The 12,086-nt window shown below is 61.1% G+C and carries 14 protein-coding genes; 8 read left to right on the top strand and 6 right to left on the bottom strand.

Annotation, left to right across the window (positions count from 1 at the left end):
* Positions 1-50: 50 nt before the first annotated feature.
* Both BLV20_RS18570 and tldD read left to right on the top strand, forming a co-directional pair.
* Positions 51-890, top strand: a complete 840-nt coding sequence (locus BLV20_RS18570; protein ID WP_092303903.1) for a carbon-nitrogen hydrolase family protein — start codon at positions 51-53, stop codon at positions 888-890.
* A 27-nt stretch (positions 891-917) separates the two neighbouring features.
* Entirely contained in the window at positions 918-2,360 is a 1,443-nt protein-coding gene (tldD, locus tag BLV20_RS18575) for a metalloprotease TldD (RefSeq protein ID WP_007929903.1), read from the top strand.
* Between the two features lie 48 nt (positions 2,361-2,408).
* Here the strand turns inward: tldD and yjgA are convergent, their stop codons facing one another.
* Positions 2,409-2,930, bottom strand: coding sequence for a ribosome biogenesis factor YjgA (gene yjgA, locus BLV20_RS18580; RefSeq protein WP_092303904.1), 522 nt, complete (start codon positions 2,928-2,930; stop codon positions 2,409-2,411).
* Between the two features lie 108 nt (positions 2,931-3,038).
* Between yjgA and pmbA the strand changes: the two genes are divergently transcribed.
* The 6 genes from pmbA (at position 3,039) to BLV20_RS18610 (ending at position 8,389) form a co-directional block, all read left to right on the top strand.
* The gene (gene pmbA / locus BLV20_RS18585) at positions 3,039-4,385 is read left to right on the top strand and encodes a metalloprotease PmbA (protein WP_092303906.1); all 1,347 of its coding nucleotides are present in this window, start codon (positions 3,039-3,041) and stop codon (positions 4,383-4,385) included.
* A 226-nt stretch (positions 4,386-4,611) separates the two neighbouring features.
* The gene (locus BLV20_RS18590; protein WP_007929895.1) at positions 4,612-5,007 is read left to right on the top strand and encodes a hypothetical protein; all 396 of its coding nucleotides are present in this window, start codon (positions 4,612-4,614) and stop codon (positions 5,005-5,007) included.
* Positions 5,000-6,376 (top strand): class II fumarate hydratase, encoded by a 1,377-nt coding sequence (locus tag BLV20_RS18595; protein ID WP_092303908.1) that lies wholly within the window; start codon positions 5,000-5,002, stop codon positions 6,374-6,376. Before BLV20_RS18590 ends, BLV20_RS18595 begins: the two co-directional genes overlap by 8 nt.
* A gap of 27 nt (positions 6,377-6,403) precedes the next feature.
* Positions 6,404-6,850 (top strand): hypothetical protein, encoded by a 447-nt coding sequence (locus BLV20_RS18600; protein WP_092303910.1) that lies wholly within the window; start codon positions 6,404-6,406, stop codon positions 6,848-6,850.
* 1 nt (position 6,851) lies between these two features.
* The gene (locus tag BLV20_RS18605) at positions 6,852-7,463 is read left to right on the top strand and encodes a superoxide dismutase (RefSeq protein WP_092303912.1); all 612 of its coding nucleotides are present in this window, start codon (positions 6,852-6,854) and stop codon (positions 7,461-7,463) included.
* A gap of 32 nt (positions 7,464-7,495) precedes the next feature.
* A complete protein-coding gene (locus BLV20_RS18610; RefSeq protein ID WP_092303914.1) occupies positions 7,496-8,389 on the top strand; it encodes a ZIP family metal transporter in 894 nt (297 codons plus the stop codon).
* A 31-nt stretch (positions 8,390-8,420) separates the two neighbouring features.
* On the opposite strand, the gene BLV20_RS18615 is transcribed toward BLV20_RS18610, so the two are convergent.
* The 5 genes from BLV20_RS18615 to BLV20_RS18635 form a co-directional block, all read right to left on the bottom strand.
* On the bottom strand, positions 8,421-8,693 hold the full coding sequence (locus tag BLV20_RS18615) for an HPr family phosphocarrier protein (RefSeq protein ID WP_009046999.1): 273 nt from the start codon (positions 8,691-8,693) through the stop codon (positions 8,421-8,423).
* Between the two features lie 16 nt (positions 8,694-8,709).
* Positions 8,710-9,567, bottom strand: a complete 858-nt coding sequence (rapZ, locus tag BLV20_RS18620; protein WP_092303916.1) for an RNase adapter RapZ — start codon at positions 9,565-9,567, stop codon at positions 8,710-8,712.
* Positions 9,568-9,569: 2 nt separating this feature from the next.
* Complete coding sequence (gene ptsN / locus BLV20_RS18625) at positions 9,570-10,034, bottom strand: PTS IIA-like nitrogen regulatory protein PtsN (RefSeq protein WP_092303918.1); 465 nt, start codon at positions 10,032-10,034, stop codon at positions 9,570-9,572.
* Positions 10,035-10,046: 12 nt separating this feature from the next.
* Positions 10,047-10,352, bottom strand: a complete 306-nt coding sequence (hpf, locus tag BLV20_RS18630; RefSeq protein WP_007929872.1) for a ribosome hibernation-promoting factor, HPF/YfiA family — start codon at positions 10,350-10,352, stop codon at positions 10,047-10,049.
* A gap of 79 nt (positions 10,353-10,431) precedes the next feature.
* On the bottom strand, positions 10,432-11,925 hold the full coding sequence (locus tag BLV20_RS18635) for an RNA polymerase factor sigma-54 (RefSeq protein ID WP_092303920.1): 1,494 nt from the start codon (positions 11,923-11,925) through the stop codon (positions 10,432-10,434).
* Between the last annotated feature and the right edge of the window lie 161 nt (positions 11,926-12,086).

A 12,086-nucleotide genomic window follows, 5' to 3' on the forward strand; every position in this document is an offset into this window, starting at 1 on the left:
GGCCCAAGCCTATGGAGTAGCATGGCCACATATCCAACCTGGAGTGCGCCATGTCTCTTGCGGTGATTCAAATGGTCAGCCAGAGCGACGTGCTGGCCAATCTACAGCAGGCGCGACAACTGCTGGAGCACGCCGCTGCCGGCGGTGCACGGCTGGCCGTATTGCCGGAGAATTTCGCCGCCATGGGACGCCGCGATGCGGCGGCCATCGGCCGTGCCGAGGCCGGCGGCGAAGGCCCGATCCTGCCCTGGTTGAAACAGGCCGCACGCGACCTCAAGTTATGGATAGTCGCCGGTACCTTGCCGCTGCCTCCGGTGAACCAGCCGGGCGCCAAGGCTCGAGCCTGCTCGCTGCTGATCGACGAGCACGGCGAGCAAGTGGCGCGTTACGACAAGCTGCATCTGTTCGACGTGGACGTGGCCGACAATCGTGGCCGTTACCGCGAATCGGATGACTATGCTCATGGAGAACAGGTGGTGGTGGCGGATACGCCGGTGGGCCGGGTTGGCCTGACTGTGTGCTACGACTTGCGCTTTCCAGAGCTGTACAGCGAATTGCGCGCCGCCGGGGCCGAGCTGATCAGCGCTCCTTCGGCGTTCACCGCAGTGACCGGAGCCGCCCACTGGGAGGTGCTGATTCGGGCGCGGGCCATCGAAACCCAGTGTTACCTGCTGGCGGCGGCGCAAGGCGGCACGCATCCGGGGCCGCGGGAGACCTTTGGCCATGCGGCCATCGTCGATCCCTGGGGACGGGTGCTGGCGCAACAGGATCAAGGCGAGGCCGTGCTGCTGGCCGAACGCGATAGCAGCGAACAGGCGTCCATCCGGGCGCGCATGCCGGTGGCCAGTCACCGGCGCTTTTTCTCGCAAGGCGCGCAGCGACTTGCATAAGAACGACGAATTTAAGGCGTAAAGCATATGAGCGGGTTGTTATCTTCAGTCAGTGAACACCTTCTGGCGCCCGGTGGCGTGACCCTGGAAAGCCTGCAGGGCGTGCTCGGCGACCTGGCCGGCCCGGGCATCGACGCTGCCGACCTGTATTTCCAGGGGCAGATTTCCGAGTCCTGGTCGCTGGAAGACGGCATCGTCAAGGAAGGCAGTTTCAATCTGGACCAGGGCGTTGGCGTGCGGGCGCAGTCGGGAGAGAAAACCGGCTTTGCCTATAGCAATGCCATCACCCTGGAAGCGCTCGGCCTGGCCGCCCGTGCCGCGCGCTCGATTTCCCGTGCCGGGCAGAACGGCACCGTGCAGGCCTTTACCACTCAGGATGTGGCCCAGCTGTATGCGCCGGACAACCCGCTGGAAGTCATTAGCCGCGCGGAAAAAGTCGAGCTGCTCAAGCGTGTCGACGCCGCGACCCGGGCCCTCGATCCCCGTATCCAGCAGGTCAGTGTCAGCATGGCCGGGGTCTGGGAGCGCATTCTGGTGGCCTCCACCGACGGCGGCCTGGCGGCGGATGTGCGGCCTTTGGTGCGCTTCAACGTCAGCGTGATCGTCGAACAGAATGGTCGCCGCGAACGTGGCGGCCATGGCGGCGGCGGGCGTACCGATTACCGTTATTTCCTCAGTGAGGACCGCGCCATGGGGTACGCCCGCGAGGCGCTGCGCCAGGCCCTGGTCAACCTGGAAGCCATCCCCGCGCCAGCCGGCACCTTGCCGGTGGTGCTCGGTTCCGGCTGGTCCGGCGTGCTGTTGCACGAAGCGGTGGGCCACGGCCTGGAGGGCGACTTCAACCGCAAGGGCAGTTCGGCCTACAGCGGCCGCATGGGCGAAATGGTGGCCTCGAAACTCTGCACCATCGTCGACGACGGCACTTTGGCCGGGCGGCGCGGTTCGTTGAGCATCGACGACGAAGGCACCCCGACCGAATGCACCACCCTGATCGAGAACGGTGTGCTCAAGGGCTACATGCAGGACAAGCTCAATGCCCGCCTGATGGGTGTGGCCCGCACTGGCAACGGTCGTCGCGAATCCTATGCGCACCTGCCGATGCCGCGCATGACCAACACTTACATGCTGGGTGGCGAAAGCGATCCGGCAGAAATCATCGCCTCGGTGAAAAAGGGCATCTACTGCGCCAACCTGGGCGGCGGCCAGGTGGATATCACCAGTGGCAAGTTCGTGTTCTCCACCAGCGAGGCGTATCTGATCGAAGACGGCAAGATCACCGCGCCGGTCAAGGGCGCGACCTTGATCGGTAACGGCCCGGAAGCCATGAGCCGGGTGTCGATGGTCGGCAACGACCTGGCGCTGGACAGCGGTGTGGGGACCTGTGGCAAGGATGGACAGTCGGTGCCGGTGGGTGTCGGCCAGCCGACCTTGAAGATCGATGCGATCACCGTGGGTGGCACGGGCGCTTAAGAAGTGAAGCGGCGGGTGAGTTGCGCGGCAACCCACCCGAATCGAGATTCAGCGCAGGCCGCGTTGAGTCTCGTCCAGCTCGCGGATGTATTTGAAGATTTTACGGCTGGAGGCGGGCGGCTTGTTATGCGCCACCTCATGCTGGGCCTGACGGATCAGGGAGCGTAGTTGCTGACGATCCGCTTCCGGATAGTCGCTGACGAATTTTTCCAGGACGGCGTCGTCGCCTGCGATCAAGCGATCGCGCCAGCGCTCCAGGCCATGGAAACGTTCGTTGTACTGGCGAGTTGAGGCGTCGAGCTGGTCCAGCAGAACCAGGATCGCGCTGGTGTCCTGATCGCGCATCAGCTTGCCAATGAATTGCAGGTGGCGTTTACGCGCGATATGGGCGACATGCTTGGGCGCATCCGCCAGGGCTCGGCGCAGGGCGTCGGTCAATGGCAGTTTGTTCAGCAAGTCGGGCTTGAGTGTTGTAAGGCGCTCGCCGAGGTCAACCAGAGCATGCAGCTCGCGTTTGACCTGGGATTTGCTTTTCTCCCCATCGAGGGAGTCGTCGTAAGAATCAACCATGGTGGCAGTCCGCAAAGAAACGCCGCCATGATAACCAGTCGGGGGCCGCTTGTCCGGCCCGGTCGCTCGAAGGCCTTAACCGAAAGCAGAATTTGAGTGGAGAAAACCATGAGTGCAGCAGAAAGCGTCGGCCCGCAGGCTTTGCCGGCACTGCAGGAACAAGTCGAGCAGATCATCGCCGAGGCCAAGCGCCAGGGCGCCAGTGCCTGTGAAGTGGCGGTTTCTCTGGAGCAGGGCCTGTCGACTTCGGTTCGCCAGCGGGAAGTGGAAACCGTCGAATTCAATCGCGACCAGGGTTTTGGCATCACGCTGTACGTCGGCCAGCGCAAGGGCTCGGCCAGCACCTCGGCCAGCGGCCCCGAAGCGATTCGCGAAACCGTTGCCGCGGCCCTGGCCATTGCCAAGCACACCTCGGAAGACGAAAGTTCGGGGTTGGCCGATGCCGCCCTGATGGCCCGCGACGTGCCGGATTTCGATCTGTTCCACGCCTGGGACATTACCCCGGAGCAAGCCATCGAACAGGCGCTGGCCTGTGAAGCCGCGGCCTTTGCCGCCGACAGCCGGATCAAGAATGCCGACGGCACCACCCTGAGCACCCACCAGGGCTGCCGTGTGTATGGCAACAGCCACGGTTTTATCGGCGGTTATGCGTCGACTCGGCACAGCTTGAGTTGCGTGATGATCGCCGAGGCCGACGGCCAGATGCAGCGTGACTACTGGTATGACGTCAATCGCCAGGGCCATCTGTTGACGGACCCGGTGACCATCGGCCAGCGCGCCGCGCAACGTGCCGCGAGCCGCCTGGGCGCGCGCCCGGTGCCGACCTGCGAAGTGCCGGTGCTGTTTTCCGCGGAACTGGCCGGCGGCCTGTTCGGCAGCTTCCTGGGGGCGATTTCCGGCGGCAACCTGTACCGCAAGTCGTCCTTCCTTGAAGGTGCCTTGGGGCAGCGGCTGTTTCCTGAGTGGCTGACCATCGATGAACGTCCACACTTGATGCGGGCGCTGGGCAGCTCAGCGTTCGACGGCGATGGCCTGGCCACTTACGCCAAGCCTTTCGTCGAGAACGGCGAGCTGGTGTCCTACGTGCTGGGGACTTATTCCGGGCGCAAGCTCGGCCTGCCCAGCACGGCCAATGCCGGTGGTGTGCACAACCTGTTCGTGACCCATGGCGAGGAAGACCAGGCGGCATTGTTGCGCCGCATGGGCCGGGGCCTGCTGGTCACCGAGTTGATGGGCCACGGGTTGAACATGGTTACCGGCGATTACTCCCGGGGCGCGGCCGGTTTCTGGGTAGAGAACGGCGAAATCCAGTTCGCTGTCCAGGAAGTGACCATTGCTGGCAACATGCGCGACATGTTCAAGCAGATCATCGCCGTCGGTAACGATCTGGAGCTGCGCAGCAACATCCGCACCGGTTCGGTATTGATCGAGCGGATGACGGTCGCCGGTAGCTGACTCTCAACCGCCGTTAGCCAAAAGCGCGCGTCCCGTCTGGGGCGCGCGCTTTTTTAATGCCCGGGTTTTATTAAATCGCCTGTCGTGGGAGCGAGCTTGCTCGCAATAGCGTTTTGCCGGGTACACAACCGAGCCTCGCTCCTGCAAAGGGAAGGAGGGCGACGGGCTTGTGTTGATTCTCAATATCATATAATAATAAATCTCATTATCGAATGAGCCCAGGGTCATGAGTTCTGCCTTGCACGAGCAGCCTTATCTCGAAAGCTGGCGTTGGATGAGTCGCCAGATCCGTTGCGCCCTCGACCCCGATGAGCCGCGCCTGATCGAGCATTACCTGGCCGAAGGGCGCTACCTGGCGTGTTGCACCGCCACCTCGCCCTGGCTGATTGCTGAAACCTCATTTCGCCTGTTGCTCGATACCGCCACCGATACTGCGCTGCCCTGGCATTGGCGCAGCCAGTGCCTGGACCAGGCCTGGCGCCCATTGCGCGACCTGGAACGCCTGTCTTTCTGCAAATGCCGGCTCAAGCGCTGGCAAAGCCATGCCTGGCAACTGGCGACCTGCTCGTTGCTGCCATCCATTCCCCTTATCGAACTGGTGCAAGGATTTCCCGATGAGTAATACCCGTATCGAACGCGACAGCATGGGCGAACTGCATGTTCCGGAGCAGGCGCTGTATGGCGCACAAACCCAGCGTGCGGTGGATAACTTTCCCATCAGTCACCAGCGCATGCCGACGCAGTTCATCCGCGCGCTGATCCTGGCCAAGGCGGCCGCGGCCAAGGCCAACGTCGAACTCAAGCAACTGAGCGAATCCCAGGGCAAGGCCATCGTCGACGCCGCCCAGGGTCTGTTGGAAGGCGACTTCATGCAGCATTTTCCGGTGGATATCTTCCAGACCGGTTCCGGCACCAGTTCCAACATGAACGCCAACGAGGTCATCGCCACCCTGGCCAGCCGCCTGCTCGGTGAGCCGGTCAACCCCAATGACCACGTGAACTGTGGGCAGAGCAGCAACGACATTATCCCGACCACCATCCATGTCAGCGCTGCCCTGGGTTTGCACGAACAACTGCTGCCGGCGTTGGTGCACTTGGTGCAGGTCATCGAGCGCAAGGCGGTCGAAGTCCATCCCTTCATCAAGACCGGGCGCACTCACTTGATGGATGCGATGCCGGTGCGCATGAGCCAGGTATTGGAAGGTTGGGCGCAGCAGCTCAAGGCCAATATCGGTCACCTGCAGGATCTGCTGCCGAGCCTGCAAGCCCTGGCGCAAGGTGGTACCGCAGTGGGTACCGGGATCAACGCTCATCCTCAATTCGCCGCAGGTTTCAGCCGGCAACTGAGCAGCCTGACCCAGGTGCAGTTCACGCCGGGCAAGAATCTGTTCGCCCTGATCGGCTCCCAGGACACTGCGGTGGCGGTGTCGGGCCAGCTCAAGGCGATCGCGGTCACCTTGATGAAGATCGCCAACGACCTGCGCTGGATGAACTCCGGGCCATTGGCCGGCCTCGGCGAGATCGAGCTGGAAGGGCTGCAACCGGGCTCCTCGATCATGCCGGGCAAGGTCAACCCGGTAATTCCGGAAGCCACGGCCATGGTGGCGGCCCAGGTGATTGGCAATGACATGACGATCACGGTGGCGGGGCAGTCGGGCAACTTCGAGCTGAACGTCATGCTGCCGATCATCGCCCAGAACCTGTTGAGCAGCATCGAGTTGTTGGCCAATTCCAGCCGCCTTTTGGCGGACAAGGCGATTGCCAGCTTCAAGGTCAACGAGCCCAAGCTCAAGGAGGCGTTGTCGCGCAACCCAATCCTGGTCACGGCACTCAACCCGATCATCGGTTACCAGAAGGCCGCGGAAATTGCCAAGACCGCCTACAAGCAGGGGCGTCCGGTAATAGACGTGGCCCTCGAGCACACTGATCTGCCACGCAGCCAGCTGGAGATCCTGCTCGATCCGGAAAAACTCACCGCGGGCGGCGTGTAAAGCCCGACATTGCTTTGGAGGTTCACCATGGAGCACTGGAAACGCACGATCGAAAGGGCAAATCGTTTCTTCATGCAGGGCGACCTGGTGGATGCCCGCGAGTATTACTTGCAGGCCCTGGCTTTGGCGCAGGTGTTGTTCGAGCGCTGGAGCGATGCCGACGAAGCGGTGGCGGCCTGTGTCATCTCCCATCACAACCTGGCGGATTTGCACCTGCGCCTGAACCAGCCGGAGGAGAGCGCGGAATATCTTTGTGCCATCCACCAGCGGCTGTTGCAGACCCTGCAGGACAACCGTCTGGCGCCGGCACTGCGCGAAGCCGCGCTGCGCCAGAGCAGCAAGACCTATGTCGAGTTACTCAACTTCATCAGTGAGCACGGTGAATACCCCCGTACTCACCGCCTGCTGGAAAGCGTCACGCCATCGACCTCCGGCACCGCGACCCCGAATGCCCCTCATTACGGAGCACATTGATATGTCCTTTACCTTGCCTGCATTGCCCTACGCCTACGACGCCCTGGAGCCGCATATCGATGCGCAGACCATGGAAATCCATTACAGCAAGCATCACCAGACCTACATCAATAATCTCAATGCGGCCGTGGAAGGCACTGAATGGGCCGACTGGTCAGTGGAAAAACTGGTGGCCGAGGTCCAGCAACTGCCGGAGAAGCTGCGTGCCGCAGTTATCAACCAGGGGGGCGGCCACGCCAACCATTCATTGTTCTGGGCGGTAATGGCACCGGCAGGTGGGGGCAAGCCGGACGGTGCGCTGGGCAAGGCAATCGACGAGCAACTGGGTGGTTTCGAGAGTTTCAAGGAGGCCTTCACCAAGGCTGCGCTCACGCGTTTCGGTAGCGGTTGGGCCTGGCTCAGCGTGACCCCGAAAAAGACCCTGATCGTCGAGAGCAGCGGCAACCAGGACAGCCCGTTGATGAGCGGCAACACTCCGATTCTCGGCCTGGACGTGTGGGAGCACGCGTATTACCTGCGCTACCAGAACCGACGGCCGGAATACATCAGCGCGTTCTACAACGTGATCAATTGGCCTGAAGTGGCTCAGCGCTACCAGGCCGCACTGGCTTGAGTTCCTCTCTATAAAAAGATCTAAGGCTGACTATGGGCACTGAAACACTGACGATTGGCAGCGGACGGATGTTTCGCTATGCGCTCGGTTCGCTGTTGCTGTTGGCGGGTACTGCATTGCTGGTGGCCCAAGGCCTGTCCTGGCTGCACCTGGAGCCGCGTTTGTTGCGTGCATTACAGGGTGGAGCGATCTGCGCCTTGGGAACCGCGTTGGGTGCAGTGCCGGTGCTGGTCATCCGCAAGATGCCGCTGGCGCTGAGTGATTCCCTGCTGGGTTTCGGTGCCGGGGTGATGCTGGCGGCAACAGCCTTTTCGCTGATCGTTCCCGGAATCGCCGCGGCGGAAAACCTCGGCTTATCGCCCTGGGCGTCGAGTGGCCTGATCAGCTCCGGCATCATGCTCGGTGCCTTGGGGTTGTTTCTGGTGGATCGCAAGGTATCGGGGGCAAGCCCGGAACAACTGGTGGGCACCCTTGATCACCCGGTCATCCCGCCGCGGATCTGGTTGTTTGTGTTTGCCATCATCGCCCACAACATTCCTGAAGGAATGGCCGTAGGTGTCTCCGCAGGTGGCGGCATGGCGGAGGCGGACAGCCTGGCCATGGGCATTGCCTTGCAGGATGTGCCGGAAGGGTTGGTAATTGCCCTGGTGCTGGCTGGCGCCGGCATGTCCAGGGTCAAGGCGTTCCTGATCGGGGCTGCTTCAGGCCTGGTGGAGCCGGTCTTCGCGTTGTTGTGCGCGTGGCTGGTGAGCCTGGCCGAGATGCTGTTGCCGCTCGGGTTGGCGTTGGCGGCGGGGGCCATGTTGCTGGTGGTGACCCACGAAGTGATCCCCGAATCACGACGCAACGGTCATGAAAAGCTGGCCAGCCTTGGTTTGTGTATCGGCTTTTGCCTGATGATGGTCATGGATACGGCACTCGCTTGAGTGCCTTTTCGGCAGGTTTGCCCTGCCGAATTTATTCGCCTTCGTCGAAGAAGTTGTTGATCAGTGCCACCAGCGCTTCCAGCGCCTCCTGCTCCTGTTCGCCTTCGGTCTTCAAATGAATCTTGGTGCCTTTGCCAGCCGCCAGCATCATCATCGCCATGATGCTTTTGCCATCGACCATCGACTCCGGCGTTCTCCCAGCGCGAATCTGGCAAGGAAACTGACCGGCCACGCCAACGAATTTTGCCGAGGCGCGGGCATGCAAACCCAGTTTGTTGATGATTTCAATTTCCAGAGCAGGCATCGCGGGGTAGATCCTTTCAGCTAAGGTCGCGGTGGCGAACCTGGACGTTCTTCAGGGACTTTTGCAGAACTTGGCCCAGGCGTTCGGTCAGGTAGACCGAGCGGTGGTGGCCGCCTGTGCAACCAATGGCAATAGTGACGTAGGCGCGGTTACTGGCAGCGAAGCGTGGCAGCCATTTCAGCAGGTAGCTGGAAATGTCCTGGAACATTTCCTCGACATCCGGCTGGGTAGCCAGGTAATCGGCAACCGGCTGGTCGAGGCCGGACTGGTCACGCAGCTCGGGTTTCCAGTATGGGTTGGGCAGGCAGCGCACATCGAACACCAGGTCGGCGTCGACCGGCATGCCTCGCTTGAAGCCGAAAGACTCTACGAGAAAGGCAGTGCCCGGCTCTGGCTGGTTCAGCAGGCGCAACTTGATGGTATCGCGCAGTTGGTACAGGTTCAGGTTGGTGGTGTTGACCTTGAGGTCGGCGAGGTCGGCAATCGGGCCCAGCAGTTGGCTTTCGTCCTGGATCGCCTCGGCCAGCGAGCGGTTGTTGCTGCTCAGTGGGTGACGGCGACGGGTTTCGGAAAAGCGCTTGAGCAGGGTTTCTTCGTCGGCATCCAGGTACAGCACGTCGCACTGGATATGCCGGCCGCGCACTTCCTCGAGCAGCTCAGGGAAGCGCGACAGGTGGCTTGGCAGGTTGCGGGCGTCGATCGATACGGCGACCAGTGGCTGCGTCAATTCGGTATGGATCAGCGCTCGCTCGGCCAGTTCGGGCAACAGCCCGGCCGGCAGGTTATCGATGCAGTAATAGCCATTGTCCTCGAGGACATCGAGGGCGGTACTTTTACCTGAGCCGGAGCGGCCGCTGACGATGATCAAACGCATGATTACTGACCGTTCTGCTCTTCCAGGACAACCTTGTACAGGGCTTCGTTACTGGTGGCGCTGCGCAGCTTGTCGCGTACTTCTTTGCGGTCCAGCATGCTAGCAATCTGCCGGAGCAGTTCCAGGTGCGCATCGGTGGCAGCTTCCGGCACCAGCAGTACGAACAGCAGGTCGACCGGTGCGCCGTCGATGGCGTCGAAATCGATGGGAGCGTCCAGGTGCATCAAGGCACTGATGGGCGACTCGCAGCCTTTGAGGCGGCAGTGAGGAATGGCGATGCCGTTACCAAAACCGGTAGATCCCAGTTTTTCACGGGCAATCAGGCTTTCGAAGACATCTTGCATCTCCAGATCGGGCACTTCGCGGCTGATCAGGTTGGCAATTTGTTCGAGGGCGCGTTTTTTACTGCCGCCCGGCACGTTCACCAGGGAACGGCCGGGGGTCAGGATGCTTTCAAGTCGGATCATGGGAGGGGAGTGTTAGCGACCCGTGCCTTGGAGAAGGTGGAGTTGCTTTTCCTTATGCTTTTTCAGTTGGCGGTCAAGCTTGTCCGTGAGCAAGTCGATTGCGGCATACATATCGTCATGTTCTGCATTGGCGACGACTTCCCCACCGTGGATGTGCAGCGTAGCCTCGATTTTCTGCTTCAGTTTCTCGACGGCCAGCGTTACCTGCACATTGGTAATCTTGTCAAAGTGCCGCTCCAATCGGTCGAGTTTTTCGCCGATGTAAGCGCGCAGAGGTTCGGTCACTTCCAGTTGGTGTCCACTGATGTTGACTTGCATACAGCTTCTCCTTCGTTGCCAGTGCATAAAGCGGCAGGTCGATTGACCTGCCACTGGAACGCTGTGGCGAGCCCGGCGGCTACATCAACCGCTTCCGTTCGCTGGAAGGTGCGATCCCAAGGGATTCGCGGTACTTGGCGACGGTACGGCGGGCTACCTGAATGCCTTGTGCCTCCAGTAAACCAGCGATCTTGCTGTCACTCAACGGCTTTTTCTGATTTTCCGCGGCGACCAGTTTTTTGATGATCGCGCGGATCGCTGTGGACGAGCATTCACCGCCTTCGGAGGTACTTACGTGGCTGGAGAAAAAGTATTTCAGTTCATAAATGCCCCGTGGGGTATGCATGAATTTTTGCGTGGTCACCCGTGAAATCGTCGACTCGTGCATGCCGACCGCTTCGGCGATGTCATGCAGGACCAGCGGTTTCATCGCCTCATCGCCGTACTCGAGGAAGCCGCGCTGGTGCTCGACGATCTGGGTGGCAACCTTCATCAGGGTTTCGTTGCGGCTCTGCAGGCTCTTGATGAACCAGCGGGCTTCCTGCAACTGGTTGCGCATGAAGGTGTTGTCGGCGCTGGTGTCGGCGCGCCGCACGAAGCCGGCGTATTGCGGGTTGACGCGCAGGCGCGGCACGGACTCCTGGTTCAGTTCAACCAGCCAGCGTTCGTTGTCCTTGCGCACTATGACGTCTGGGACCACATATTCGGCTTCGGTGGATTCGATTTGCGAGCCCGGCCGTGGATTGAGGCTCTGTACCAGTTCGATGACCTGGCGCAGTTCGTCTTCCTTGAGCTTCATGCGACGCATCAGCTGGCTGTAGTCGCGGCTGCCGAGCAGGTCGATGAAGTCGGTGACCAGGCGCTTGGCTTCCGTCAGCCAAGGGGTCTTGGCGGGCAACTGGCGCAGTTGCAACAGTAGGCACTCGCCGAGGTTGCGAGCGCCGATGCCGGCAGGTTCGAATTGCTGGATGCGATGCAGGACCGCCTCGATTTCGTCGAGTTCGATGTCCAGCTCCGGATCGAAGGCGTCGAGGATTTCCTCGAGGGTTTCGTCCAGATAGCCCTGATTGTTGATGCAGTCGATCAGGGTCACGGCGATCAGGCGATCGGTGTCGGACATGGGCGCCAGGTTCAATTGCCAGAGCAGGTGGCTCTGCAGGCTTTCACCGGCCGAGGTGCGGGTGGTGAAGTCCCACTCGTCGTCATCGTTGCTAGGCAGGCTGCTGGCGCTGGTCTGGTAGACATCTTCCCAGGCGGTGTCGACCGGCAGGTCGTTGGGGATGCGTTCGTTCCATTCACCGTCTTCGAGGTTGTCCACCGTCGGGGCGGTTTCCTGGTAGGAAGTTTCCTGGATATCGGTGTTGGGCTTCTGCTCGGCGTTGTCGGCCAGCGGATCGGTGTTATCGAAGTCGTCGCCTTCTTCCTGGCGCTCGAGCATCGGGTTGGACTCCAGGGCCTCCTGGATTTCCTGTTGCAGGTCCAGGGTCGACAATTGGAGCAGGCGGATGGCCTGTTGCAGCTGCGGTGTCATCGTCAGCTGCTGGCCCATTCTGAGGACTAGCGATGGTTTCATGGCAGGGGCTTAACACCTTATTCGCCGGCGCACATGCGCCATCCACTACAGGGCGCGTGAGCGCCAAACATAAGCAAATTATATGCCTGAAACTGAAGTGTTTGCCTAGAGCGCTGTAACAATAAAAACGGCAGGGTTTTATTGGAGTGGGCGCTCTGGCG

Source organism: Pseudomonas sp. NFIX28 (assembly GCF_900107395.1).
In the GTDB taxonomy this organism is placed as follows: domain Bacteria; phylum Pseudomonadota; class Gammaproteobacteria; order Pseudomonadales; family Pseudomonadaceae; genus Aquipseudomonas.